We start from the raw sequence: 25,110 nt of genomic DNA on the forward strand, positions 1-25,110 counted from the left end.
GCAGGACTCCCCGTGAGATCGCTTCTTGATTGGCTTTCAAGAGGTATCCCGAACGGGCCGCAAAAACCGACAAGCGCAGATGAAAAAAAATGTCAGGCGCGTGCCTTGATCGTCACCCAGTAGCGCGTTACCGCCTGTGCTTGCACGGGTAGCGAACGCTCCAGGGCCGCGAGAATCGCGTCGGTATCGTCCAGCGGAAACACCCCCGTGAGCCGCAACCCGGACACGGCCTGGTCACAGCGCAACAGCCCCGGACGATAGCGACTCAACTGCGCCACGAACTCGCCCAGCGGCTGGCGCTCGGCGATCAAACGGTGCTCGGTCCAACTGCTGCTGTTGGCGTCGACTGCGGGCAGCGCCGAGCTTTGGCCCGGGTTGAACCACAGGCTATCGCCGGCCTCCATCTGCACCGCCGCGCCATGCAGCGGGGTCACGCGCAGGCGGCCTTCGTACAGGTCGACACGACTGCCATCGTTCAGTTCGCGCACGGCAAAGCGGGTGCCCAGCGCTTGCACATCACCGGCGGCGGTTTCGACGATCAGCGGCCGATGCGGGTCGTGGCCGCTGGTCAGCAGGATCTCGCCACGGATCAGGCGGATGCGTCGCTCCGTGGCGCTGAAACGCAGGCCCACGGCACTGTCGCTATTGAGATCCAGGCGCGTGCCGTCACTGAGTGTGACGTGGCGAATCTCACCGGTGGCGGTACGGTGTTCGGCGAACGCCGCTTGCCAAGGCTCGCTGCGCTGCACCAGATAGCCGCTGCCGCCGGCAACCAGCAACACGCCAAGCAACTTGAGCGCGGCGCGGCGCTGGCTGTCCGGCGCGTCACGCAGCACGGCGCGAGCGCTGTCGGCGGGCACGCCACCGAGGGTTTGCTGCAGGTGTTGCAAGCGTTGCCAGGCGCGACGGTGCTCTGGGTCAGCGGCTTGCCACTGGGCAAATGCCCGGCGTTGCTCACCGTGCAGATCGCCACCCCATTGCAGCATCAGCCACTCGCTGGCTTGCTCGACAACGGCCGGGGCGATGGGCGCGTCGTGCCTCATTCCTCAAAGGCCACTTGGTAGCAGGCGACGATGGCGCGGGTCATGTACTTCTGTACGGAACTGACGGTGACGTCCAGGCGCTCGGCGATCTGCGCGTAGCTCAACCCTTCGAACTGCGACAGCATGAAGGCGCGGCGCACGTTGTCAGGCATGCGATCAAGCATGGCGTCGATCTGCATCAGCGTTTCGAGGATCAGCGCGCGGGTTTCCAGAGACGGCGACTCGGGCTCCGGCAAATGCGCGATGCTTTCCAGATAAGCGCGCTCGATGCGCAAGCGCCGCCACTGGTCAATCACCAGATTGCGTGCGATCTGCGCCAGGTAGCTGCGGCTTTCCTTGTCGCCGGGAAAACGCCCGGACACCAGCAGGCGCAGGAAGGTGTCCTGAGCCACATCAGCCGCATGCTCGCGGTCGCCCAGGCGCTTACGCAGCCAGCCTTGCAGCCAGCCGTGATGATCGCGGTACAGGAGATGAAGCTGTTGCTGGCCGTCAGTCGCGGTGTCCATGAAAAGCTCAGATACACTATTGAGAGCAATTATCATTACACCTTATTTCGCGACTGACAAAACTCTTTGTCGATTAGCGTGCGGCAGTTTGCAACGGATACACCGATTCCCAACCCCCACCCAGTGCTTTGTACAGCCCAACCATGGCCAGCGAAACACCTGTGGAGCTCTCCACCCACTGCTCCTGCGTGGCCAGTAGCGCACTTTGCACGGTGAGCACGTTGACGAAATCCACCACGCCTTCAACGTACTGATGTTGCGCCGTCGCCAGGGCGATCTGGTTCTGGCGCACGGCTTCGGCGAGGCTGTCGCGGCGCAGTTGGCTGGCGTTGTAGCGGGTCAGTTGGTCGTCGATTTCATGCCAGGCACGCAGCACGGTTTGCTGGTAGGCCAAGGCCGCTTCCTGTTGCTGGGCTTCGCGCAGGTTCAACATGCCTTGCAGGCGCCCGCCATTGAACAGCGGCAGGCTGAACTGCGGGCCGAAGGCAAATGCGCGGGAGCCCCATGAGCCGAAATCCGACAGTTGCATGGCTTGGGAACCCAAGCTTCCCGACAGGGTGATGCGTGGGTAGAAGTCGCCCTTGGCCACGCCGATGTTGGCGGTGGCAGCATGCAAACGGGCTTCGGCCTGGCGAATGTCCGGGCGGCGCTCAGCCAACTCGGATGGCAGGCCAATGGCGACTTGGCGCTGGGTCTGCGGTACTGCGGCGTCTTTGGACAGTTGCGCGTGCAGGGATTGCGGCGGTTCGCCCATCAGCAGGCTCAGGGCATTGATCAACTGGTCTTGGCGCTGCTGTAAGTCTGGCAGGCGCGCTTCGATGGCGGCGACCTGGGCGGCGGCTTCGGCCACATCCAGGTCCGTTGCCACGCCGTCGGCCAGGCGCAGTTGCGAGAGCTTTAGGCTGTGGCGCGCGACGTCGAGGTTCTGCTCGGTGACGGCGCGGGTGTTTTGCACGCCGCGCAGCTGGATGTAGTCCTGGGCGGTTTCGGCCAGCACTGAAAGCAACACCGCGCGACGGTCGTTTTCGGCGACTTGCAAGGTGGCGTCGGCGGCTTCGGTCTCGCGTTTGACGCGGCCCCAGAAGTCCAGCTCCCAAGAGGCCGAGAAGCCCATGTCCCACTGGTTGAAGGCAGAGCGCCCATTGTTGCCGGAGGGATCGCTCAAGCCTTTTGCGCTGTTGCGTTGACGCTGGTAATCACCCGTGGCGCTGACGCTGGGATAGCGTTCGGCGGTGGTCACCTGGCGCACAGCGCGGCTTTGCTGGAGGCGGCTGCTGGCCAGTTTCAAGTCGAGGTTGTCGGTGAGCGCACGACGCGTGAGGGCCGACAGTTGCTCGTCGTGGAACACGTCCCACCAACGCTCCTGCAGCGGATCGCTGACCGCACGGCTGGCGGCTTGCCGGCCTTGGGGCTCACTCCATTGGGTGACTGGCGGGCTTTGAGGCTTCTGGAAATCTGGGCCGACGGTGCAGGCGCTCAGGCTGATAAGGCTCAGGGTGAGCCAGGCGACTCGTTTCATTGCTGGGCCACCTCGCGCTGCTTCCCAACTGGCTGGGTGTCGACGCTGGCTTCCACCGACATACCGACCCGCAGGCGTTCGGTATGCGCTTGGCCCGGCTCAAGCACAATTTTCACCGGAATACGCTGCACTACCTTGGTGAAGTTACCGGTGGCGTTGTCCGGCTTGACCGAAGCGAAGGTCACGCCGGTAGCGGGCGCCAGGCTTTCCAGATGGCCGTTGAGCAACTCGCCGTCGAGGCTGTCGACACGCACTTGCACGGCTTGGCCGGCGTGCATATGGGAAAGTTGGGTTTCCTGGAAGTTGGCCACCACGTACGCCTCCTCCAGCGGTACGACCGCGAGGATCTTGCTACCCGGCGTCACGTAGGCGCCAACCCGCACCGCACGCTCGCCGACCATGCCGTCCACCGGCGCGACGATGCGCGTGTAAGACAGTTGATAACTGGCCAATTCCAACGCGGCCTGCGCACGTTTAAGCCCACCTTCAGCGGCATCGCGCTGGGCCGTGAGAATTTCCACCTGCTTGCGCTCGGCCGCCAGCACCGCCGTGGCATTGGCCAGGCGTGCGGTGGCCTGGTCGATGCGGGTCTTGGCCTGCTGGGCGTTCTGCACGGTACCCGCGCCGACGCCGGCGAGGTGGTTGTAGCGGTTCAATTCGTGTTCGGCGAAAGCCACTTCGGCACGGTCTGCCGCAACGGTGGCCTGGGCTTGGGCGATCACCGAGCTTTGGCGCTCCAAAGTAGCGGTGGCGTTTTTCAGTTGGGCCTGGGCGACGAGGGTGTCGGCGTCGGCAGCCTGGGCGGCGGCGCGAAAATCGCGGTCGTCGATCAGCGCCAGCAGCTGCCCGGCTTTGACGCGCTGGTTGTCTTCCACCAGCACGTCCTTGATGAAACCGGCCACGCGTGGCGCCACCAGGGTGAAGTCGGCGGCGACGAAGGCGTCGTTGGTGGTCTGGCGCTTGCTGCCGAGTACGCCCGGCGCGACCAGGTACACCAGCACGCCAACGGCAAATACAGCGATAACCGAGACGGCAATTTTATCTTTGCGTTTCATGAACAGTCCTTTCAATCAAGTCGGTGCGCGAGGCGGGAAGATCCGCGTGGGCATCCAGAAAATCAGCAGGATCAACGCCACCGCGACGGCGGCCATGACGTAATAGAGATCCGAGGAAGTCAGCACCACAGCCTGTTCGTGCAGGCGGTGCGCCAGGCCCGGTGCGTCGCCATCGGCCAGGGGCGAATTGCCCAGACCGTCCACCAACATGGTTGAGTGAAAATGCAGGCGCTGGGTGGTCAGCGCGTCCAGCACGCCGGTGGCGACCACGGCAGCCAGGCCTTTGACGGTATTGAACCAGGCCGAGGCGAACGGGCCATCCATGGGCTGGATGCTGCCGGTGGACAGCATCAGCAGTGGCAGCACCGCCATCGGTTGCCCGAAGATTTGCAGCAGGTACAGGCCGTAAAAATCATCGCGAATCCACTCTGACGTCAGGTGAGCACTGCCCACGCAGCACAGCACCAGCATGCCCAGGCCAATCCCGAGCACCCAACGGCAATCGACCCAGCGCAGGTTGCACAACGCAGCTACCAACGGCAGTGCGATCAGCTGCGGCAGCGCCATCAACAGCATCACGGGTGCGGTCTGCAGCGGGCGATAACCCTGGACCTGGGCGAGGAAACTCGACGGGATGATGATCACCGAGGTCAGCACCATCAGCACCCCGGCCAGCACGATCAAGGCAAACGCCAGGTTGCGCAGGCCAAGCATCTGCAACTTGAAAAATGGCAGCGGGTGCGACCATTCATTCACCATGAACAGCACCAGCAACACCGTACCGCCGCAGAGCAGGAAGGTGATCAGGCCCGACTCGAACCAGTCCAGGCGGTTGCCTTGCAGAATGCCGATCACCAGCATGCAGATCGCCGGGAACCCCAGCAGCAAACCACGCCAGTTGAACTGCTTGAAGCGCTCCAGGCGCAGCGGGTCTTGTGGCAAACCGTAGGCCACGGCGACCATCGCCAGCAGACACGGCCCGACAATTTGCCAGAACGCCCATTGCCAGCCGACGTACTCGGTCCACAACGCCGCCAGCGGCGTACCGAGGCTGGGCCCGAACGTGGCGGTGAGCGCGTAGCCTGCCAGACCATACAACTTGACGTTGGCCGGTAGGAATCGCAGCGCCACGGTCATCAGCATCGGCGGCAATGCACCGCCGGCCAAGCCTTGTACGGTGCGCAGCACCAGCAGGCTTTCATAGTTCGGCGCAAACGGGCACAGGATGCCGAGTACGGTGAACAAGCCGATGGCGCACAGGGTGAAACGGCGCAGGGAAAACGTCACCGAACACCAGGGCGCAAACGCCATTGCTGCAACGGAGGTGGCGGTGTAGGCGGCGACCAACCAGGTGCCTTCGTCGAAGCCGATGTACAACGCACCGCGAATATCGGCGAGGGCGACCTTGGTGACCATCTCGTTGAGACCGGACACCAGCACCGCGAGCAACACGCCGACCAGGCCGATGATGATGCGCGGGCCGAATACTGGCGGGCTCATTGCAGTGGGTTTGGCTGCGGCCGCCAGGGTGGGAGCAGCGAGGGAAGTCATGAACAGGCAACTCGGAATGATCAATACCCGAGCAGTTTAATCAGGCACACACATGACAAAAAGTTACATGTCGGCAGGGTATAAGTGCACCAGACGCAACCCTTGAATCTAACGCAAATATTTGTGGGAGCTGGCTTGCCTGCGATTACGGTGGCCCAGCCACGGTGCGTCAGCTGACAGGCCGCTATCGCAGGCAAGCCAGCTCCCACATGGACCGAGTCAGCGTGAGATTCAAGCTGGCTGCGCTTCCAGCCAAGTCGCATGGCAGCTTTCGCGCATGGTCTCGCGTAGCCATTTGTGCGCAGGGTCCTTGTCGAAACGCGGGTGCCAGGACTGGGCCAATACCAGCGTCGGCAGCGAGATCGGCAGGGCAAATGCACGCAACGGCAGCTTCAGGCGATTGGCGCTGAGCAGCGCTTCCTTGGGCACCGGCAGGATCAAGTCGGAGTCGGGCAACATGAACATTGCGCCATGGAAACCCGGGGCGATCATCGCCACGCGGCGCTCCAGGCCCTGGGCATTCAATGCCGTGTCGATGGGCCCACGGGCGATGCCACGCCGCGAGATGCTGATGTGGGAATAGCTGGCGAAACGTGCAGCGGTGATTTCTTCATCGAACAACGGATGGTCTTCCCGCGCCAGGCCGACAAAGGTGGTGGAGAACAGGTTCTGCACCTTCACTTCCGGGCTGATGGGCATGGTGTTGCTCACTCGCAGGTCTAGCCGGCCTTCACGCAACGCCTCGTCGTCGGTGTCGCCTTCGGGCACGAAGCACAACTCGCACAGCGGGGCCATGCGCTCCATGGTGTCGAACAGACGACCGCCATACACGCCGATAAAAAAGTCATTGGCGCGCACGCTGAACCGCCGACGCAGCGTACTCAGGTCCACTTCATCCGCCGAACGAAACACCAGCGCCGCCTGCTCCACCACGCTGCGCACCTGGCCTTGCAACTGCAGCGCCTTGGGCGTCGGCACCAGGCCGCGGCCGGCGCGCACCAGGATCGGATCGCCCACCGCCTCGCGAATGCGCGTGAGGGTGCGGCTCATGGCGGCGGGACTGAGGTTCATGCGGCGCGCGGCGCCTACCACGCTACCCTCGTCGAGCAGGGCGTCGAGGGCGACCAGCAGGTTCATGTCCGGTAGTTGCATGCCAAGCACTCGTGGTCGGTGGGGAGTGAACTGGGCGCAATCCTAGCAGGGTTTACAGGTAAAGCCGTACGCCACGCGGAAGGTAATCGGCGTAAGTGGCCTTGGGACGAGCCTGGCACTTGCGCACGATTTCCGGCAGGGCGTTTTCGAGTTTATCGGCCATGGTCAGTGCGGCGTCATAGTCACTTTTACCGCTGAACGCGGAGAACATCACCGCCACACGGGTGATCGCAAAGCTCTTCATGGCAATCAGCGGGCGAGTAGGATGGTCGCGACGGAACTGGCTGACTTCATCATTTAGCGCGCTGCAGGATTGATAGGTGGTTTGGGTAAATGTCAGTTGAACAGGTTCACCGTTTTCCGGCACGGGTGAAAAAATCATGTCGTTATGCGCGTCAATAACCGCTGGCCGATCAGCACTCACCGTCCAAGATTTGAAGCGCCATTGCTCGGCTGCTTTTACGGCAGCCTCGCCGAACTGCGGCTTGGTCGCTGAGAGCGCTTTTACATCGCTGACCGTACCGTCACTGTGGATTTTCAGGCTGATGCGCGCGTGCCCTTGAACACCGGAAACGCTTTGGGGGTAGCGCGGCTTGGGCATGGACACCGCTTCGGGCGCGAACTCGGCAAACGCTGTGGTCGACAGGAAAATGGCTGCTGCCAATACAACAAAACGCATAGGGGTAAATCCTTCTACCGGTCATAGCTGACGCCAGCGTGGCGTCAGGTGCGGGCGGCATTATCGGACTACGCACATTCCAAGAGCAACGATTCCTATTTGTAAGGGAAGGTTCCTACAGGCCTATGGGATCAGCGCTGCATCCCCCACCGCTTCACGGTGAGCCGCTCGAAAGTGTCGAACACCAGGTTCTCCACCAACAGGCCGATCAGGATCACCACGGCCAGGCCGGCAAATACCTTGTCGGTGTACAGCTCATTGCGATTCTGGAAGATGTACCAACCCAGGCCGCCCTTGCCGCTGGTTGCACCGAATACCAACTCGGCGGCGATCAGCGTGCGCCAAGCGAACGCCCAGCCAATCTTGAGGCCTGCGAGGATCGACGGCAGCGCCGCCGGGATCAAGATGAACAGCACAAATCGCATGCCCTTGAGGCCGTAATTGCGACCCGCCATGCGCAGGGTTTCGGACACGCCGAGAAAACCCGAATAGGTGTTGAGCGCCAGCGCCCACAGCACTGAATGCACCAGCACAAAGATCAGGCTGTTCTGCCCCAGGCCGAACCACAACAATGCCAGCGGCAGCAGTGCGATGGCGGGCAACGGGTTGAACATCGAGGTCAGGGTGCTAAGCAGATCGCGGCCCAATTGGGTCGACACAGCCAGGGTGGTCAGGGCAAACGCCAGCACGATGCCGATCAGGTAGCCCTTGATCAGCACCACCAGCGAGATGCTGACTTTGCTCAGTAATTCGCCGCTGAGCAGGCCGTCGTAGAGCGCATGCGAAGTCTGTAGGAAGCTCGGCAGCAGCAGATCATTGTTCTGGTAGCGCGCAACGGCTTCCCAGAGGATTGCGAGCACAATCAGGATCAGGCCCTTGCGCAGCCAGCCTTGTTGCCAGAGGCGCTGGCGCAGGGGGAGTTCGCGTTCCACGGGGACGCTGAGCAGCGGTTCGAGTTGTATTTCGTATTCCTGGCGCATGGGTTGTCCCTCAATAAGCGATGCGTATATCAGCGAAGCCCAACTCTTGTTCGGCCTCGGGCGCTTCATCGAACAACAGACGATGAATCCGCCGTGCCGACGCCTGGAACTCCACACCGCCGAGGCTGTGCAGGTCGTATTGATGGCTGTGGATTTCTGCGCGCACACGCCCCGGATGTGGCGACAGCAACAGGATGCGATTGCCCACCACCAGCGCTTCTTCGATGGAGTGGGTGACGAACAACAGAGTGAAGCGCACCTCTTCCCACAGCAGCAGCAACTCTTCCTGCATCTTGCGTCGGGTCAGGGCGTCGAGGGCGGCGAAGGGTTCGTCCATCAGCAGGATTTTCGGCTGCATGGCCAACGCACGGGCGATGGCTACGCGGGCTTTCATGCCGCCGGAAAGGGTATGTGGATAAGCATCGGCGAAGGCGCTGAGGCCCACTTTTTCGAGGTAGTGCAGTGCACGCTCCTCGGCTTCGTGGCGCTTGAGCGTTTTGGACGCCAGCAGCGGGAACATCACGTTCTGCTTGACGGTTTTCCACGGCGGCAGTTGGTCGAACTCCTGGAACACCACGATGCGGTCCGGGCCCGGTTGTTCGACCTTGTGCCCCAGCAGGCGAATCTCGCCTTCGCAGGGTTTGATAAAGCCCGCGATGGACTTGAGCAACGTGGATTTGCCGCAGCCCGACGGGCCGAGCAGCACGTAGCGGTCGGCCGGGTCGATCTCGAAACTGACCTGGTGGGTGGCCCGCACCACGCGCTCGGGGGTGCGGTATTCCAGGCTGACGTTATCCACCGCCAGCAGCGGCGCGGTGGTGTGCAGGTTGCTGGCCTCGTGGCCTTGCAAGGGCGCGTTCATCTCAACTTCCTTGCAGGGGCTTGGCGTCCTGGAAGAAGTAGTCCTTCCACGATTCAGGCTTGTTCTTGATGGCGCCGACGCGGTAGAGGAATTCCGCCAGCGGGTAGGTGTTTTTCGGGGTGACAGTGAATTCGAACTGCGGGTTGTCGATGATTTTCAGCAGCTCTGCACGGTCGATCTTGGACTTGGTGACGCGGATGTAGGTGTCGGCCGCAGCGCCTTTGTCGTTCTGCGCGAATTGCGCGGCTTCGGTCAATGCTTCAACGAACGCCTTGTAGGTTTTCGGGTTGTCATTGCGGAATTTTTCGGTGGCAAACAGAACGGTCGGCGAGTTTGGCCCGAACAGGTCGTAGGTGTTCAGCACCACGTGTACGTTGGGGTTGGCCAGGGCTTGTTCTTGGAACGGCGGGTTGGAGAAGTGCCCGGTCAGTTCGGTGCCGCCGGCGATCAGGGCAGCGGTGGCGTCAGGGTGCGGGACGGCGACGGTGTACTTGTCGAGGCGATTGAATTCCTTGTCGCCCCACTGCTTGGCAGCGGCGTATTGCAAGAAGCGCGACTGTACCGACACACCGACCGCAGGCACCGCAATGCGGTCTTTTTCGGTGAAATCGGCAATGGTCTTGACCTTGGGATTGTTGCTCACCAAGTAGTAAGGGAAGTTGCCCAGGGATGCCACGGCCTTGACGTTCTGCTTGCCACGAGTGCGGTCCCAGATAGTCAGCAGAGGGCCAGTGCCGGCACCGGCGATATCGATGGAGCCAGACAGCAACGCGTCATTGACGGCTGCGCCGCCGGACAGTTGGGTCCAGTCGACTTTAATGTCGATACCTTCCTGCTTGCCGTATTTCTCAATCAGGTTCTGGTCGCGTACCACGTTGAGCAACAGGTAGACGATGCCGAACTGCTCGGCGATGCGGATCTCGCCTTCGGCCTGCGCAGCGGTGGGTGCAACCAGGCTGCCGGTCAGCAGGCTGACACCGAGCCCGACAGTCGCGGCGAGCCGTGCGAATGGAATTTTCCTGGACATGGTCATGCTCCGAATCAGAAAGGCGCGTCGCCCTGGATGGTGGTGCGAAACAGCTTGCGGCGCAGGTGGCTGGGGCAACCGGCGGCCAAGTGGATCAGCGAGCGGTTGTCCCAGAACACCAGGTCGTGGGGCTGCCATTGGTGGCGATAGATGTTTTCCGGCAGCACGCTGTGGGCATAGAGCTGGGCCAGCAGGTCGCGGCTTTCGTCTTCGGGCAGGCCAACAATGCGGGTGGTGAAACCTTCGCTGACAAACAGCGCCTTGCGGCCGTTTTCCGGGTGGGTACGCACGATGGGGTGCACCACCTCTGCCACTTGTGCCAACTGTTCGGGCGTCAGCGTCGGGCGCCAGTTGCCTTCGAATTTGGTTTCGCTGTAACGCGCGGTGTAGGAATGCGCTGCGCTGCGGCCCTCAACGGCTTTGCGCAGGTGATCAGGCAGTTGCTCCCAAGCCTTGTGCATATCGGCGAATAAGGTGTCGCCGCCTTCGGAAGGTAATTCCTGGGCGTGCAGCATCGAACCCAAACTCGGCAGCTCTTTATAGGACAGGTCCGAATGCCAGAATTTGCCAGCGTCCCCCAGGCCGATGGATTGGCCATTTTCGATGATGTTGGAGACGATCAGGATTTCCGGATGGTTGGCCAACAGGAACTGTTTGAGCACGTGGATCTGCAACACGCCGAAACGGCGGCTGAAGGCGATCTGTTGTTCAGGGGTGATGCGTTGGTCGCGGAAGACCACTACATGGTGATCCAGATGCGCTCGGTGGATGCGCGCGAAATCTTCGTCGTTGACCGGTCGAGACAAGTCCAGGCCGATGATTTCTGCACCGACACTGCCGGGCAGTGGGCGAATCTCGAACGCTTGGGCGGTTGGGGTCGCTGTTGGAACAGTAGAGGTGGCGGACATGAGGTCACTCCCGGTCAGACAGGGGAGTAACTTTATAGATATAAGAACGTCAGTTTAAATACCGATAGTGAATATCGATAGACGGGAATGTAAGACGCAGGAAACGCGCAATGTGGGCGCCGGGAGTTCGATGTTGAAGCGCTTACAACCCGAAACCGTACCCGTTTGACAAGCATGAGGGCAGTCTCTAGTGTGCATTGGATCCAATTAGCCACCCCATTCCGACAAGGAGGATAGCGTAACCGTGACGCAGAAGCCGAGCCCTTTGAACAGCATCAAGATCAGCGGTCCTATTCCCGCCCATCTCGCTCGCTCCGTGATTGAAGAAACCTTGCGCAATGCCATCCTCGATGGTCGCTTGCCCTGCGGTACAGCCATGCGCCAGCAAGAGCTGGCCAGTTTGTTTGGGGTCAGCCGCATGCCAGTGCGTGAAGCCTTGCGCCAGCTGGAGGCGCAGTCACTTTTGCATGTGGTGACGCACAAGGGCGCCGTGGTTGCACCGTTGATCGAGGACAATTCGGCAGAGACTTATGGGCTGCGGATGTTGCTGGAGTCTGAAGCGTTACGCTTGTCGATTCCCTTGCTCACCGAAGCCGATATTGCCGAGGCGGATGCCCTGATTGACGCGCTGGAGCGCGAAAAAGACTACACCGAGATTGGTCGCCTCAATCGACTGTTCCACATGGCCCTCTACGGCAAGGCCCCCAACCAACGCCTGCTCAAGCTAGTGGAGCATGGGCTGAACGAGGAGGAGCGCTTTCTGCGTTTCAACCTTGAGGCAATGGGGCTGGGCGAGACCTCTCAGGAAGACCACCGTGAGTTGCTGAACCTGGTGGCACAAAAGAAAACCGAGGAAAGCATCCTGACACTGCGCAATCACTTGATGCGGGGGATGGAAGTGATCACGACGTACCTCAGCGGGCTGGACGCCGCCGGCAATAAAAACGCGTAATCGAATGATTAAAAGGCTGCGGGGTAGCGCTACTCACTGTAGTAACGCCCCGCACTTAAGAAACTTCCCACCGCAATCGACGCCATCAACTTACATTTAATATTATTTAGAAAAACATCTAATACATTCATATGTTCGCCGAACTGTTTAACCCGCTTATTATCTTCCCGCACTAAACCAGACACCTCTTTCATCGCACACCCACACGCTTGAGCGCCCTTGCGCCCTCTGACGGGTTTACGACCCCTTATCTTTCTTGCCGACCACAAAAGCTCATCGCTGTGTTTACAGCAGACGCAACAACTTATAGGCATCAACCATGCATCACACGCTACTTGAACAAAAACAACTGCAGCTATGCAGCCATCCGTTATTTAATGAAATAACCTCTATTAATAAGTTACAACTATTCATGGAGAGCCATGTATTTGCTGTCTGGGATTTCATGACACTCACCAAACGCCTGCAACAGGACCTGACCTGCACGCAGCTTCCCTGGCTCCCCCCCGCTGACCCCCACGCCGCACGGCTGATCAACGAGATCGTGCTGGGTGAAGAATCGGACGAGCACCCCCGGCAAGGCTATTGCAGCCACTTCGAGTTGTACCTCGAAGCCATGGCCGAAGTCGGCGCGAGCACCTGTGCAATCAACCGCTTTATTGCCCTGCAACGTCAGGGCCTGGACGCAAGCGCAGCCTTGCAGGAAGCGGCTGCCCCCCCTGGCGTGGCCCGTTTCGTCAGCGCCACGTTGCATATTGCGCTGAGCGCCCCGACCCATTGCGTCGCCGCAGCATTCTTGCATGGCCGCGAGCACGTCATCCCGGCGATGTTCAAGCACATCCTGCAATCTGAGGAGCTTATCCAGCACCAAGCCCCTACGTTGTACGGTTACCTCGCACGCCACATCGAATTGGACACCGAAGATCACGCACCGGCAGCGCAGTTGTTGCTTGAACGCCTGGTCAGCGCAGACCCGACATACCCATCTCAGGCTCACGACACCGCCCTCGCCGCAGTGGAAAGCCGCATCACCTTCTGGGACCAGGTGCGAGCCGCACTGCAAGAGGCGCGCCCATGAACAGTGCGCAATACCAAACCATCGCCGACGACTGGGAGCGCCGCGCCACCATTCGTACACGCCCTCGCCGCTTGCTGGAAAACGATGACAAGTTGATCTACCCGCTATGCCGTCAGCCGCTGGTGCTCAGCGCGGCCTTCCTGGAGCACTGTCCCCAGTGCCGCGACTTCGTGCTGGTGCAAAGCTTCTACAAATTTCTTAACGACGTGGTGATATTCGAAACTGAAATCGTCGACAGGACCGCGCGCAGCATCGCAAAGAATCGTTTCTCGCTGCCCTTCCCCCTCGCCTGTCGCTACGACGCGATGACCGTCGTGGTAGACGAGGATTATCACGCGCTGGTCGCACTGGACTTCCTGCAACAGACCGTCGCGCTGACCGGTATCCAACCGCTCGACCTGCCCGGGCAAATCGAACTGAGCCACGCCCTGCCAGCAGCACAGGCGCAGGTGCCCGCGCACCTGCATGGCGCGATGGAGTTGATTGGCGTGGCCATCGCCGAAAATACCGTGACCCAAGAGGTGGCGGCATTTTCCAAGGATGACAGCATCAAGGCCTCCATCCGTGGCTTGATGGCCGACCACCTGTTTGATGAGGGCCGCCACGCGCGATTCTGGACACGGCTGGTACGCCTTTACTGGCAAACCGCGCCCTCGGATGACCGCGACAGCATCGCTCGAGCACTACCGACCTTCCTTGCGCATTACTTGACCAACGACTTGCAGAAAAACTTCGACTTGCTCCTGATCGAAAACCTCGACATCAGTGCGAGTTCACGTCGCGCTCTGAGCGATGAAGTGACGGCGCTGGCATTCCCCATCACTCACCAACACCCATTGCTGGCCAATATTTTGGGCTTTCTGCAACAGAGTGGATTGCTGCACACCCCGAGCGTGGCACACGCGCTGAGCGCCTACTTGCCGATGCCGGGGAGGTCCGCATGAGGCGCCTGACGATTGGATGGAACGGCAGCAGCAACGCCACAAACAGCCTCAGGCAGATGCTGGAGCAGTACGGGCATGTTTGTGGCGAAGCCGCCGTCGACCTGTGGGTTGACGACGGAAGCCAACCGCTGACGGATGACCCTGAGCAAGCCCCACGGATAAGCTTGCGCCTGGGTGTTGGCCCAGTATCCAATTGCGGGCTGCCTGCGCTGCAACTGCGTGCTTACGACGCATATCGACGCTTATATGCGGTGCTGGATATCGCTGAAGAAACCAGCGGAAACGGCCAGCGGCTGCGCCTGCGAGTGACGAATACGCTGATGGAATGGGTGGCGCTGCACGTCAGTGGCTTCGCGCGTGACCCTGGTTTTTTCTCGACAGGAGCGGTGGCTAACGACTGGCCGGAGAAGGACCTAAGCGAGCTTGAGGCGCTTGCGTTCCTGCATCGATTCAACGGCACGGCGAACCCCGAACTGATGCGGGAAGCCCAGGTACCTGTGATCGAACGGTTGCAGGCGAGCTTAAGGATCTTTGCTGAACGACCGGCGCTGAACATCGACGGCAACGAGGTGACCTACGATCAGTTGCGGGTGCTTGCCTTGGCGATTCAGGCGCGTTTACGTCCGCTACTCAGACCCGCTGAAACGCCGCCGGTGATTGGCGTATGCCTGGAAAAATCCATCGAGTTGTATGCAAGCATCCTCGCGGTGCTGGGCTGTGGCGCAGTGTATCTGCCACTAGGGTCGGACCATCCCCCTCAGCGCCATCAGGCCATGCTCGAAAGCGCCGGTGCCCACGTACTACTGGACGCTGGCCACCACCCTATGCGGGGGCATTTCAATGCCCTGGATGTGACCGCTGTGGACGTGCGCGCCACCGAGATCACCCACGCGCTGATGCACCATCGCCCGCCGTCTGACGCGCCGTGCATGGCACTCTTCACCTCGGGCACATCCGGGCAGCCCAAGGGTGTGTTGCTCAGCCAGGGTAATTTGGCGCATTTCACGGCGTGGTTTCGATCCTGTATGGCGTTGGATGAGCGGAGCCGCGTCCTGCAGTTTTCGCCGCTGGGTTTTGACTCGTCACTGATCGACATTTTCCCCACCCTGCTTGCAGGCGCCGTGCTGATCGTCCCGAACGAAGTGCAACAGCGCGATCCCCGGCTGTTGCTGGATCTGCTGCACCAGCAGCGCGTCACCCATGCGTTTGTGCCGCCCGCACTGCTCAGTATCTTGCCGCTGGATCAACCGCTGGGGCTTACGCACCTGCTGACCGGTGGCGATGTGTGCGAACCCCATGTCATCGATCGACTTGCAGGACAGTGCCGGTTTCACAACCTCTACGGGCCCACAGAGGCCACGGTGCTGATCACCCATCGGACGTTGCGCACCGGTGACGGCAACCGCAACCTCGGCCAGCCAATTGCCAACAGCCGGGTACTGATCCTCGATGAGGATCTACAACCAGTGGACGAACAGGTGATGGGCGAGATGTACCTCGCTGGTCCTGGTGTGAGCCTGGGGTATATCAACGCGCCACCGGAGGGCGACAGTCCATTCGTCGAGCTCACTCTGCCCGGCGGTGAGACCTTGCGAGCCTTGCGCAGCGGTGACATGGCGAAGTGGACCGCCGATGGAATCGTGCTGGGCGGACGCCGCGATGATCAGGTGAAAATCCGTGGCTTTCGTGTCGAACCCCAGGAAATTGAACAGTCCCTGCGCAACAGCCGGCTGTACCGTCAGGTGGCAGTGGTGATCGACCAGGAATGTCGGATTCGCAGCTTTGTCGCCCAGCCCGAACCGGGAGCTGCATTGACGGCGCTGCAGCAGCATGCACGGCAGCGTTTACCGGGTTATATGCAGCCCGGTTACTGGGTCGAACTGGCAGACATGCCGTACTCCAGCAACGGCAAGATCGACCGGCAAGCATTGTTGGCGTTGCCGTTGCAGTCCAATTCGAAGGCGACTGGCAGCGGCGCACAAACGCTGCTTCAAACCCGATTGAACAGCCTGTGGGTCGAACTGCTAGGGCTGACCGTTGATGAGCTGTCGATTGATGACAGTTTTTTCGACCTGGGTGGCCATTCGATTTTGCTATCGACCTTGTTGCTACGGGTTCGCGAGCAATTTGGTCGCAGCTTTGCTTTGAGCCGCTTCATTGAGGCGCCGACCATTCGCACACTCGCCACCCTGATTGAAGACCGTGAGCCCTGCGGCGCGCCCTCCAGCCAAGCCGTGCAGGACGCACAACGTCCATGGGTGATCGAGACGCTGCCCGAGGACCGCGCGGGCGATCCGCACAATGTGATCGTGACCGGTGCCAACAGCTTTGTCGGTGTCCATATTGTCGAAGCGCTGCTGGCCAATGGTGCAACAACGGTGGCATGCCTGGTGCGTGAAGAGCCTGGGCAATCGGCGATGGCCCGGTTTACCCAGGCATTGCGCGAATACCGTCTGGAACACCTGGACGTGAGCCGGGTGCAGGTATACGCCGCCGATATCAGCCTGGCGCGCCTGGGTTTGACCTGTGAAGCGTATGCCTATCTCGCCGAAAACTTTGGCGTACTGATACACAACGCAGCGCGGGTCAACCACGTGCTGGACTACGCATCGCTGGCCAGGGATAACGTCGACCCGCTCGTTGAATGCCTGAAGTTGTGCGAAAGCCAACGCAAGAAAGTGCTCAATTTTATCTCGACATTGTCGGCTTCAAGCAGCATCGACGCTCTGGGAAATGTCCTCGAAACCCCCGCCGCAGGCACGCTGCCGCTGTACATCAAGAATGGTTACAACCTGTCCAAATGGGTCGCCGAACGGTTGCTGGAGCGGGCGGTAGAACAAGGTGCCTGGGTGAATATTCATCGCCCCGGCAATATCAGTTTCAACCGTCACAGCGGCGTGTGCCAGCCGCAAAAAAACCGCTTGATGCTGATGCTCAAGGGCTCACTGCAATTGGGTCTGGTGCCTCGGCTGGAGGTGAATTTCGATCTGATGCCGGTGGATTTCCTGACGCGCTTTATCGCATTTCATTGCGGCGCGTTCCATGCTGATCGGCGGGTATTCAACCTGCACAATCCAGAACCCTTGAGCTGGGAGCATTACCTGGACGCGTTCAGCCGGGCGGGCCACAAGTTTGAGCGGGTAAGCGTTGCGCAGTGGCAGCGGGCGCTGCGAACGGTGAGCCAGGACAATGCGTTGTTTGGCGTACTTGGGTTTTACCTCGGCCGGCTGGATGAAGACATTGGCGACACCTCGATGATTCGTCATGACAACGCACGTCATGGCGTTCGTGCGATGGGGGAGCAGTACCCCAAAAAAAACCCGGCGTTGTTAAGCAAAGGCTGCGAGTACCTCAAGACCATCGGCTTTCTTTGAAACGCCTCAGGACAACCTCATGAAAACGCTGCAACCCGATACGTTAATTCGCAACCCCAACGGTGCTCCAATCGTCGCCTGTGTAACAGTGAACTGCTCTGCCGCGTGCCTGTGGCAACTGGTGGGGCAGTTTAGTGGCTTTGATGCCTTCATCCCGCAGATGACGCACACCGAAATGACCGGCACCGGCGTGGGCGCCTTGCGCACCAAATATTTCCGTGATGGCCATCGCGTGGTGGAGCAGCTCAATAGCCGGGATGAGCACGCCATGCATATGACCTGGACCACGATCTACAACACCCTGGGCATAGCCAGGTTGTGGGCGGCAATGCACGTGGAAGCACTTGGCGCAGCGTGTTCCAAAGTGACCTGGACCATCATTGCCGAGCCAGTGGATGTGACGCAGGTGGGGTTTGAGCAATTTATAGAGGGCTTTGCCTACAGCGCTCTGGAAAACGTGCGCCGGTTACTCGGCTGAATGGCAGAAGCGAATCCATTCGCTTCTGCCCATCTGCTACCGGTTCAGATCTTGAAGCTGTCGACCAGTTGCTTCAAACGACTGGCCTGCTGCGACAGTGCATCGCAGTCCTTCAGCGTTTCATTGAGGTTGGTGACGCCCTGCTGGTTCAGCAGGTTGATCTGATTGATATCGACGTTGAGGGTTTCCACCACCGCTGTCTGCTCCTCGGTGGCCGCAGCGACGGACTGGTTCATCCCATCGATCTCGACGATACGTTGCGTCACGCTGACCAGGCGCTCACCGGCCTGGTTGGCAACCTGTACGCTTTCTTCGCTGGAGGTTTGGCTGGCATTCATGGTGGATACCGCCTCACGCGAGCCCACTTGCAATGAGGTGATCATCTTGTGGATTTCTTCGGCCGATTCCTGCGTACGGTGCGCCAAGTTGCGTACCTCATCGGCGACCACGGCAAACCCACGCCCAGCCTCACCGGCGCGTGCTGCTTCGATCGCGGCGTTGAGTGCCAGCAGGTTCGTCTGCTGGGAGATACCTTTGATCACATCCAGGATATGGCCGATGTTGTCGGTGCTGGCGTTGAGGGTTTCGATCTGCGTGCACGACAGGCTGATTTTCTGTGACAACGCCGACATCGCCAGGATGGTTTGCTCAACCACCTTGCGCCCATCGTCGGCCTGCTCGCTGGCACCACTGGCGTGCTGTGAAGCATCGGCGGCATTACGCGCGATTTCCTGGGTGGCGGCACCCAGTTCGTTGATCGCAGCAGCCACGCTGTTGGTGCGCGCACTTTGCTCGTCGGAGCCGATGATCGAGGCGTTGGACGACGCCATAACGCGCTGAGACAAATCGTGGACCTGGCGGGTAGCCGAAGACACCTCGGAAATCGAGGCGTGGATGCGCTCCACAAACTGATTGAAGGCACTGCCCACTTCGCCAAATTCATCCTTGCTGGTGACGGCCAAACGGCGAGTCAGATCACCCTCGCCTTGCGCAATATCCTGCATGGCAACGCCCATGGTCGTCAGGGGGCGCAGCAGCACTTGGATCAACAGACTCAAGAGCACGGCGATCGCAACGACGGCAATCAGCATGGCAATCAACGCGGAGGTGCGGAATTTGCCCAGCGGTGCGTAGGCTTTGTCTTTATCAACTGACAGACCGATATACCAATCAGCACCAGGCAAGCCGTTGATAGGGGTGAATGACAGGATGCGGTCTTGGCCATTAAGGACGACATCCTGGCTGACTTTCTCGATACGTACCGGGATGCCAGGGTAGATGTCCTTGAGGTTTTTCATCACCTGGTCCTGATCAGGACTGACGATGACCTGGCCATCGCTGCTCACCAGGAACGCATGGCCGATACCGCCGAAGTCCACCGAATTGATGATCTTCACCAGGGTTTGCAGGCTCAGGTCGCCGCCGACGACGCCGAGCAGTTCGCCATTCTTTTTCACCGGCATGGCAATGGTCACGATCTGCCCACCCACTGCGGCCATGTAAGGCGGAGTGAGCATGGGTTTATCGGCGGCTACGGCTTGCTTGTACCAGGGGCGTTGGCGGGGGTCGTAGCCGTCAGGCATTTTTGCGTCAGGCCGTTGGGTGAACACGCCATTGGTTTGACCCACATAGGTGAATTGGAAGTTCGAGGTGAACGCGGGTTGATCGACCAGCCCGGGAAGGTCTGCACCGCTGCCTTGATGAGCGACGTTTTGCGCCAGGCTTTCGAGCACCAGGATTCGGCCACTGAGCCAGTTCTGGACACTGCTGGCGGTAAGCTCACCGGATTGTTGAATAGACGACTCCAGGTTCTGCTTGATCGTGCTGCGCTGCAGGTAATCGTTGTAGAGGGTGAATAACGCGAAGGCTAGAACCACTACGCCTGACGCGGCCAACAGAATTTTATGACTGAACTTTAGATTCATTTCATCGACTTCTTTTTGCCAAAGGGGGGATTGCGTGCCGGGTGGAACATTCCATGTAAAGGCATAGGCAGCTTCTTGGGCTGCTCTATTTCGGTGCACGCATGGCTCGTCAGGCTTTCGGCCAAGCCGAGGCAAAACTTAGCGCTTTGTAGGAACCATCCTTGTTTTACGTAGGAAACCGACCAGTGGTTGTCGTACAAGGATCAGAGTTGCAAAATTTTTCTGCCTCACAAACAATGCGAGTAATTATCATTTGTGACGTTTGGCCAGGTCTGTGTGAATGCCATCTACTGAGTACATCCCGGGTGAGCGCGTCGTAGAGACGCTTTATCACACTCATCACAATTGGCTGAACACATGGCTGCGCAGCCGGCTGGGCAACGCTTGCGATGCCGCGGACCTGGCCCAAGACACTTTCGTGCGCTTGCTGCAAAAAACCGAACGCTTTGAACTCAAGGCACCTCGGGCATTTTTACGCACCATTGCCCGAGGATTGGTGATTGATCACTGGCGCCGGGAGGAGATCGAGCGCGCGTACTTGGAGTCCATCGCCCATTTGCCCGAAGCGTTGGCCCCAAGCGCTGAGGACCGCGCGCTTGTGCTGGAGTTACTGGAAGCCATAGCGCGGCTTCTTGAGGGACTGAAACCTAAGGTGCGTAAGGCATTTCTGTTGGCACAGTGCGATGGGCTGACGTACAAGCAAATCGCACAGCAGATGAGCGTGTCATTGCGCTCGGTTGAGCGCTACGTCGCTGAGGCGCTCTACCACTGTTACGTCCTACGGTATGGGGCGTGACGGCGATGGAAAACGCCACACGCCCAGGGCCTGATCCCCAGGTGGTCAAACAAGCCATCAGTTGGGCGCTGCGCCTGCGTAACAACCGTGCCAATCTGCGCTTGCGCACACAGTGTGAGCACTGGCGCGAAGCCCATCGCGATCACGAATTGGCTTGGCAGCGGGTGCAGGCATTGCAACAGGAGTTGAGCAGTCAGCTCACGGCGATTCCGGGCGCACATGTGGCGTTGGAAAACAGCGCGCAAGGGTTGGGCAGGCGCCAGGCAATGAAGATGTTGTCCGGCGTGCTGTTGGCAGGCTCGGCGGCGTGGATCAGCCGTGACATCACGGGCTGGCAGCGCTGGACGTCCGACCTCGCGACGGCCACCGGCGAACGCCGCAGTATCCAACTGCCGGATGGCACGCGCTTGCAACTCAATACTGACAGTGCGGTGGACCTGGACTTCAGCCCGCAGCAGCGGCTGATCAGATTGGTGCGTGGGGAAATCCTGGTGAATTGCGGCGCGACTGCGTCGGTGCCATTGCTGGTTGAAACACGCCACGGCTTGTTCGAAGGCATCGATGGGCGTTTCGCTGTACGCCAGGCCAGTGATTGCACGCGGCTGAGTGTGGTCAACGGCAACGTGACCATACGTTCACCGCACCAGGCAGATGGGCTTTCGACCCGAGTTCAGGCCGGGGAAAGCTACCTTGTGCGTCAGACCGAAGCCATCCCAGCCCCACCAATGAACATGGATGTGGGCGCCTGGGCCGATGGGCTGATTGTTACGCGGGGCATGCGCCTCGCTGATTTCCTTGAGGAAGTTGGCCGTTATCGGCACGGCTATCTGGGCTGCTCAACAGAGATCGCCGATTTACGACTATCGGGCGTTTTTCGTCTGGAGGATACCGATAAGTTACTGGCGATCCTTCCGCAAACGCTGCCGGTTCAAGTGCGTTATCGCACACGTTGGTGGGTGAGTCTGGAGCGTTCGGCCTGATTGATTGTTTTTTTGGCGGCTTTTTTCCGTGAGTCCGGCTTAGACAGTAAGCCATTCACTTTGCCTTCACCGGCCTCTACGGATCTTGATCATGACTGTGTGCTTTCCCCCTAACACTTCCTACCCGCTATTAAGAAAAGCCGTTCGTGCAGCACTGCTATCGACCGCGATGGGTATCAGCGTGGTACCGATCACCGTCACGGCTGCAGAACCCGGTACCGAGCACGTCAAACAGCGCTATCAGGTCCCTGCTGGAGCATTGAGTGAGGTGCTCAATCAGTTTGCACGACAGTCCGGGATCACCCTTTCCAGCACACCCGCGCAAACTCAGGGCCGGCAATCAGCTGGGCTGCAGGGTGAATACTCCGTCGAACAAGGGCTGAGTCATCTGCTCAACGGCTCTGGGCTGCAGGCAAGTTCCGATGATGGCGTCAGCTTCGTCTTGCATGTGCCGCCGGAGAATAGCGCGCTCACCCTGCCCACCACCGATATCAAGGGATTCGCCCTCGGCAACGCCCTTGGCAGCATGGAAGGCTACAACGCGACGCACAGCCAGATCGCCACCAAGACCAGCACGGCCTTGCTGGAGACCTCGCAAACTGTCTCCGTGGTAACGCGCGAGCAAATGGATGATCAAGGCTCCCAGACCGTTGCCCAAGCTATGCGCTATACGCCAGGCGTGTTGACCAACCCCTATGGCGCGACGCACCGCTATGACTATGTAGCGATGCGCGGTTTCAATGATGGCTCGGTGGATAACATCTACCTGGATGGACTGAAGTCCATGGGTGACAGCGGTACCTACAGTACGATGCAGGTTGATCCGTATTTCCTGGAGCGAGTGGATATTCTCAAAGGCCCATCCTCCGTTCTATATGGCCGTAGTTCGCCTGGCGGCCTGGTGGCATTGACTAGTAAGAAGCCTTTGTTTGAGCCTTATCATCAGGTACAGGCGACAGTAGGAAGCAACGGGCAACGAGGCATGGGTTTTGACTTCAGCGGGCCCGTGGATGACGACAAGCGCATTGCTTATCGACTGACGGGGTTGGCGGACAAGTCTGACACGCAATTCGACCATGCCAAAGAAAAGCGCTACGCGTTGGCACCGACTCTCAGCATCGATTTCACCGATGACACGTCGCTGACACTGCAAGCCTATCTGCAACATGATCCTGACGGTGGCTACCATGGCGGCATGCCGGCGGATGGCGCATTGCATCAGCGTAATGGTCAGCGCATCTCCAACCACTTCTTTGAAGGTGAGCCGGGGGTTGATGGTTACAAGCGAGATCAGCAGTCCTTTGGTTACCAGTTTGAACATCGCTTCAATGATGTCTTCACCGCGCGGCAAAACTTTCGCTACCTGGACTCCAAGGTGAGACTGGATCAGGTGTACGCCTATGGCTGGACCACGCCGACCAGTAACGAACTCAATCGGTACTATTCAGGGGGTGATGAAAAGCTGCATGCGTTCATCATCGATAACATGCTGCAGGCTGAATTTTTTACTGGGGCGACCAAACATACCCTGTTGATGGGCGCCGATTATCAGCGGCGTAAAACAGTTGTCGATTGGACGAGTGGGTCGCTTCAGCCAATCAATGCGTTCAACCCGGTCTACGGTAATTCCGCTATTAGTTACTACAGCCCCACCAGTTATCTACGGCGATTGGAACAGACCGGTGTTTATCTGCAAGACCTGATTGAAATGGATAAATGGCGGTTTTCCCTTGGGTTGCGCCAGGATTGGGTAGAGACGTCCGATGAAAATCGAATCGCCGAGGCGAGCCGTCCAGTAGGCACCGAGATCAGTGACAAGCGGACCAAGCTTACAGGCCGCGCAGGAGCGTTGTATCTGTTCAATAACGGCCTTGCCCCTTATGTCAGTTACTCGGAATCCTTCAACCCCAACTCTTATTCAGACAGCTCTGGCAACCCGCTAGCCCCTACTGATGGAACGCAATGGGAAGTGGGAGTGAAGTATCAGCCGCCAGGCACCGACAACCTGTTCACCGCTTCGTGGTTTCGCATTGATCAGGAAAACCTGGCGACCAAACTACCTCAGGAGAACTTCTATCGTGCGGTGGGGGCTGTGCGCTCTCAAGGGTTGGAATTGGAAGCGCATATGCAACTGACCGATAATCTCAAGCTCTTGGGTAGCTATACCTTTACCGACATCGCGTATTCCAAATCGATGGTCAGCACCTTGAGTACTGCTGGCAACCTTATTGAAAACAAAGGCAACTCACCGACACAAGCACCTCGGCATATGGCCTCTGTGTGGGCGGATTACAAGTTTGATAGTGGAACCCTGAACGGGTTGAGGCTCGGCGGTGGTGTGCGATATGTGGGTTACAGCTGGGCGGATGCGGAGAACACGATGAAGGTACCGTCCTACACCTTACTGGATGCCTCGGTGGGGTATGACTTGGGTAAGGTTGGGTTGAAGGGGGTTGATGTACGGCTCAATGCTAACAACCTGACCAATGAGAGCTATGTGGCGTCTTGTGCCAGCCTTAACTTCTGCTATCTGGGGGAAGAACGTAACGTGAGCGCGACGGTGAGCTATCAGTTCTGATCCATCAGCCCTAAACCAAACCGGCGTCTACTATCAGGCGCTGGTTTTTTTGTGTCTGCCGTACGCTCCAGGGATTAGGGGGTATAACAAGACGCACGCCCCTAAACGACAAAACCCCTGTCTGCGATAGCAGACAGGGGTTTCGGAATTCAATCTTGACGATGACCTACTCTCACATGGGGAAACCCCACACTACCATCGGCGATGCATCGTTTCACTGCTGAGTTCGGGATGGGATCAGGTGGTTCCAATGCTCTATGGTCGTCAAGAAATTCGGGTACTGAGTCGTGACCTGTTGGTCTCGCTTCAGCAAATTGGGTATGTGACAGCTTTCGGTGTTTTGTGAACGTCGAACTTTCGGTTCATTTCGTCTTCACACACCGCAATCTGGTGCCTTTTCAGGTCAGCAAATTGCTTGGGTGTTATATGGTCAAGCCTCACGGGCAATTAGTATTGGTTAGCTCAACGCCTCACAGCGCTTACACACCCAACCTATCAACGTCGTAGTCTTCGACGGCCCTTCAGGGAACTCAAGGTTCCAGTGAGATCTCATCTTGAGGCTAGTTTCCCGCTTAGATGCTTTCAGCGGTTATCTATTCCGAACATAGCTACCCGGCAATGCCACTGGCGTGACAACCGGAACACCAGAGGTTCGTCCACTCCGGTCCTCTCGTACTAGGAGCAGCCCCTCTCAAATCTCAAACGTCCACGGCAGATAGGGAC

The 25,110-nt window shown here is 59.3% G+C and carries 20 protein-coding genes, 2 rRNA genes and 1 pseudogene; 8 read left to right on the plus strand and 15 right to left on the minus strand.

Going from position 1 to position 25,110, the window contains the following annotated elements; genetic code table 11:
* Nucleotides 1-92: 92 nt before the first annotated feature.
* The 11 genes from CFE47_RS11350 to CFE47_RS11400 form a co-directional block, all read right to left on the minus strand.
* A complete protein-coding gene (locus tag CFE47_RS11350; protein WP_286837046.1) occupies nt 93-1,043 on the minus strand; it encodes a FecR domain-containing protein in 951 nt (316 codons plus the stop codon).
* Nucleotides 1,040-1,549, minus strand: coding sequence for a sigma-70 family RNA polymerase sigma factor (locus tag CFE47_RS11355; protein ID WP_286837048.1), 510 nt, complete (start codon nt 1,547-1,549; stop codon nt 1,040-1,042). Before CFE47_RS11355 ends, CFE47_RS11350 begins: the two co-directional genes overlap by 4 nt.
* Before the next feature lie 73 nt (nt 1,550-1,622).
* Nucleotides 1,623-3,068 carry an efflux transporter outer membrane subunit gene (locus CFE47_RS11360; RefSeq protein ID WP_286837049.1) on the minus strand — a complete coding sequence of 482 codons (1,446 nt, stop codon included), beginning with the start codon at nt 3,066-3,068 and terminating at the stop codon, nt 1,623-1,625.
* Nucleotides 3,065-4,123 (minus strand): HlyD family secretion protein, encoded by a 1,059-nt coding sequence (locus CFE47_RS11365; protein ID WP_286837051.1) that lies wholly within the window; start codon nt 4,121-4,123, stop codon nt 3,065-3,067. Before CFE47_RS11365 ends, CFE47_RS11360 begins: the two co-directional genes overlap by 4 nt.
* 15 nt (nt 4,124-4,138) lie before the next feature.
* Nucleotides 4,139-5,674, minus strand: a complete 1,536-nt coding sequence (locus CFE47_RS11370) for an MFS transporter (protein WP_286837053.1) — start codon at nt 5,672-5,674, stop codon at nt 4,139-4,141.
* Between the two features lie 231 nt (nt 5,675-5,905).
* Nucleotides 5,906-6,826, minus strand: a complete 921-nt coding sequence (locus CFE47_RS11375; RefSeq protein ID WP_286837054.1) for a LysR family transcriptional regulator — start codon at nt 6,824-6,826, stop codon at nt 5,906-5,908.
* Nucleotides 6,827-6,878: 52 nt separating this feature from the next.
* On the minus strand, nt 6,879-7,505 hold the full coding sequence (locus tag CFE47_RS11380; protein ID WP_286837056.1) for a TonB family protein: 627 nt from the start codon (nt 7,503-7,505) through the stop codon (nt 6,879-6,881).
* A gap of 131 nt (nt 7,506-7,636) precedes the next feature.
* Entirely contained in the window at nt 7,637-8,485 is an 849-nt protein-coding gene (locus CFE47_RS11385) for an ABC transporter permease (RefSeq protein ID WP_135290068.1), read from the minus strand.
* A 10-nt stretch (nt 8,486-8,495) separates the two neighbouring features.
* Nucleotides 8,496-9,347 carry an ABC transporter ATP-binding protein gene (locus CFE47_RS11390; RefSeq protein WP_286837060.1) on the minus strand — a complete coding sequence of 284 codons (852 nt, stop codon included), beginning with the start codon at nt 9,345-9,347 and terminating at the stop codon, nt 8,496-8,498.
* Between the two features lies 1 nt (nt 9,348).
* Nucleotides 9,349-10,374 carry an ABC transporter substrate-binding protein gene (locus tag CFE47_RS11395; RefSeq protein WP_286837062.1) on the minus strand — a complete coding sequence of 342 codons (1,026 nt, stop codon included), beginning with the start codon at nt 10,372-10,374 and terminating at the stop codon, nt 9,349-9,351.
* 14 nt (nt 10,375-10,388) lie between these two features.
* Nucleotides 10,389-11,282, minus strand: a complete 894-nt coding sequence (locus CFE47_RS11400) for a TauD/TfdA dioxygenase family protein (protein WP_286837064.1) — start codon at nt 11,280-11,282, stop codon at nt 10,389-10,391.
* A 244-nt stretch (nt 11,283-11,526) separates the two neighbouring features.
* On the opposite strand from CFE47_RS11400, the gene CFE47_RS11405 reads away from it, so the two are divergent.
* From CFE47_RS11405 to CFE47_RS11425, 5 genes are all read left to right on the plus strand, one after another.
* Nucleotides 11,527-12,234, plus strand: a complete 708-nt coding sequence (locus CFE47_RS11405) for a GntR family transcriptional regulator (protein ID WP_286837065.1) — start codon at nt 11,527-11,529, stop codon at nt 12,232-12,234.
* A gap of 319 nt (nt 12,235-12,553) precedes the next feature.
* Complete coding sequence (locus tag CFE47_RS11410) at nt 12,554-13,312, plus strand: DUF3050 domain-containing protein (RefSeq protein WP_286837067.1); 759 nt, start codon at nt 12,554-12,556, stop codon at nt 13,310-13,312.
* The gene (locus CFE47_RS11415; protein ID WP_286837068.1) at nt 13,309-14,256 is read left to right on the plus strand and encodes a diiron oxygenase; all 948 of its coding nucleotides are present in this window, start codon (nt 13,309-13,311) and stop codon (nt 14,254-14,256) included. The genes CFE47_RS11410 and CFE47_RS11415 overlap by 4 nt, the downstream gene beginning before the upstream one ends.
* A complete protein-coding gene (locus CFE47_RS11420) occupies nt 14,253-17,630 on the plus strand; it encodes an amino acid adenylation domain-containing protein (protein WP_286837069.1) in 3,378 nt (1,125 codons plus the stop codon). The genes CFE47_RS11415 and CFE47_RS11420 overlap by 4 nt, the downstream gene beginning before the upstream one ends.
* Nucleotides 17,631-17,649: 19 nt before the next feature.
* On the plus strand, nt 17,650-18,108 hold the full coding sequence (locus tag CFE47_RS11425) for an SRPBCC family protein (protein ID WP_286837070.1): 459 nt from the start codon (nt 17,650-17,652) through the stop codon (nt 18,106-18,108).
* Nucleotides 18,109-18,152: 44 nt separating this feature from the next.
* Here CFE47_RS11425 and CFE47_RS31765 read toward each other — a convergent pair whose 3' ends face one another.
* Entirely contained in the window at nt 18,153-18,938 is a 786-nt protein-coding gene (locus tag CFE47_RS31765) for a methyl-accepting chemotaxis protein (protein ID WP_376750151.1), read from the minus strand.
* A gap of 117 nt (nt 18,939-19,055) precedes the next feature.
* Nucleotides 19,056-20,033 (minus strand): annotated as a pseudogene (locus CFE47_RS31770) (cache domain-containing protein); the annotation flags it as partial.
* 280 nt (nt 20,034-20,313) lie between these two features.
* Here CFE47_RS31770 and CFE47_RS11435 point away from each other — a divergent pair.
* The 3 genes from CFE47_RS11435 (at nt 20,314) to CFE47_RS11445 (ending at nt 24,387) form a co-directional block, all read left to right on the plus strand.
* Nucleotides 20,314-20,829 carry a sigma-70 family RNA polymerase sigma factor gene (locus CFE47_RS11435; protein ID WP_286837071.1) on the plus strand — a complete coding sequence of 172 codons (516 nt, stop codon included), beginning with the start codon at nt 20,314-20,316 and terminating at the stop codon, nt 20,827-20,829.
* A gap of 5 nt (nt 20,830-20,834) precedes the next feature.
* Nucleotides 20,835-21,809 (plus strand): FecR domain-containing protein, encoded by a 975-nt coding sequence (locus tag CFE47_RS11440; RefSeq protein WP_286837073.1) that lies wholly within the window; start codon nt 20,835-20,837, stop codon nt 21,807-21,809.
* Between the two features lie 91 nt (nt 21,810-21,900).
* Nucleotides 21,901-24,387 carry a TonB-dependent siderophore receptor gene (locus CFE47_RS11445; RefSeq protein WP_286837074.1) on the plus strand — a complete coding sequence of 829 codons (2,487 nt, stop codon included), beginning with the start codon at nt 21,901-21,903 and terminating at the stop codon, nt 24,385-24,387.
* Between the two features lie 153 nt (nt 24,388-24,540).
* Here the strand turns inward: CFE47_RS11445 and rrf are convergent.
* Both rrf and CFE47_RS11455 read right to left on the minus strand, forming a co-directional pair.
* Nucleotides 24,541-24,656 (minus strand): 5S ribosomal RNA (rrf, locus tag CFE47_RS11450).
* 157 nt (nt 24,657-24,813) lie between these two features.
* Nucleotides 24,814-25,110 (minus strand): 23S ribosomal RNA (locus CFE47_RS11455); the annotation flags it as partial.

Source organism: Pseudomonas sp. PGPPP1, assembly GCF_002255865.1.
GTDB classification, from domain to species: Bacteria; Pseudomonadota; Gammaproteobacteria; order Pseudomonadales; family Pseudomonadaceae; genus Aquipseudomonas; species Aquipseudomonas cremoris.

Excerpts from the sequence above, each read along its gene's own strand:
- CFE47_RS11350 (WP_286837046.1), bottom strand. The coding sequence starts at position 1,043 with ATGAGGCACGACGCGCCCATCGCCCCGGCCGTTGTCGAGCAAGCCAGC.
- CFE47_RS11355 (WP_286837048.1), bottom strand. The coding sequence starts at position 1,549 with ATGGACACCGCGACTGACGGCCAGCAACAGCTTCATCTCCTGTACCGC.
- CFE47_RS11360 (WP_286837049.1), bottom strand. The coding sequence starts at position 3,068 with ATGAAACGAGTCGCCTGGCTCACCCTGAGCCTTATCAGCCTGAGCGCC.
- CFE47_RS11365 (WP_286837051.1), bottom strand. The coding sequence starts at position 4,123 with ATGAAACGCAAAGATAAAATTGCCGTCTCGGTTATCGCTGTATTTGCC.
- CFE47_RS11370 (WP_286837053.1), bottom strand. The coding sequence starts at position 5,674 with ATGACTTCCCTCGCTGCTCCCACCCTGGCGGCCGCAGCCAAACCCACT.
- CFE47_RS11375 (WP_286837054.1), bottom strand. The coding sequence starts at position 6,826 with ATGCAACTACCGGACATGAACCTGCTGGTCGCCCTCGACGCCCTGCTC.
- CFE47_RS11380 (WP_286837056.1), bottom strand. The coding sequence starts at position 7,505 with ATGCGTTTTGTTGTATTGGCAGCAGCCATTTTCCTGTCGACCACAGCG.
- CFE47_RS11385 (WP_135290068.1), bottom strand. The coding sequence starts at position 8,485 with ATGCGCCAGGAATACGAAATACAACTCGAACCGCTGCTCAGCGTCCCC.
- CFE47_RS11390 (WP_286837060.1), bottom strand. The coding sequence starts at position 9,347 with ATGAACGCGCCCTTGCAAGGCCACGAGGCCAGCAACCTGCACACCACC.
- CFE47_RS11395 (WP_286837062.1), bottom strand. The coding sequence starts at position 10,374 with ATGTCCAGGAAAATTCCATTCGCACGGCTCGCCGCGACTGTCGGGCTC.
- CFE47_RS11400 (WP_286837064.1), bottom strand. The coding sequence starts at position 11,282 with ATGTCCGCCACCTCTACTGTTCCAACAGCGACCCCAACCGCCCAAGCG.
- CFE47_RS11410 (WP_286837067.1), top strand. The coding sequence starts at position 12,554 with ATGCATCACACGCTACTTGAACAAAAACAACTGCAGCTATGCAGCCAT.
- CFE47_RS11415 (WP_286837068.1), top strand. The coding sequence starts at position 13,309 with ATGAACAGTGCGCAATACCAAACCATCGCCGACGACTGGGAGCGCCGC.
- CFE47_RS11420 (WP_286837069.1), top strand. The coding sequence starts at position 14,253 with ATGAGGCGCCTGACGATTGGATGGAACGGCAGCAGCAACGCCACAAAC.
- CFE47_RS11425 (WP_286837070.1), top strand. The coding sequence starts at position 17,650 with ATGAAAACGCTGCAACCCGATACGTTAATTCGCAACCCCAACGGTGCT.
- CFE47_RS31765 (WP_376750151.1), bottom strand. The coding sequence starts at position 18,938 with ATGGCGTCGTCCAACGCCTCGATCATCGGCTCCGACGAGCAAAGTGCG.
- CFE47_RS11435 (WP_286837071.1), top strand. The coding sequence starts at position 20,314 with ATGCCATCTACTGAGTACATCCCGGGTGAGCGCGTCGTAGAGACGCTT.
- CFE47_RS11440 (WP_286837073.1), top strand. The coding sequence starts at position 20,835 with ATGGAAAACGCCACACGCCCAGGGCCTGATCCCCAGGTGGTCAAACAA.
- CFE47_RS11445 (WP_286837074.1), top strand. The coding sequence starts at position 21,901 with ATGACTGTGTGCTTTCCCCCTAACACTTCCTACCCGCTATTAAGAAAA.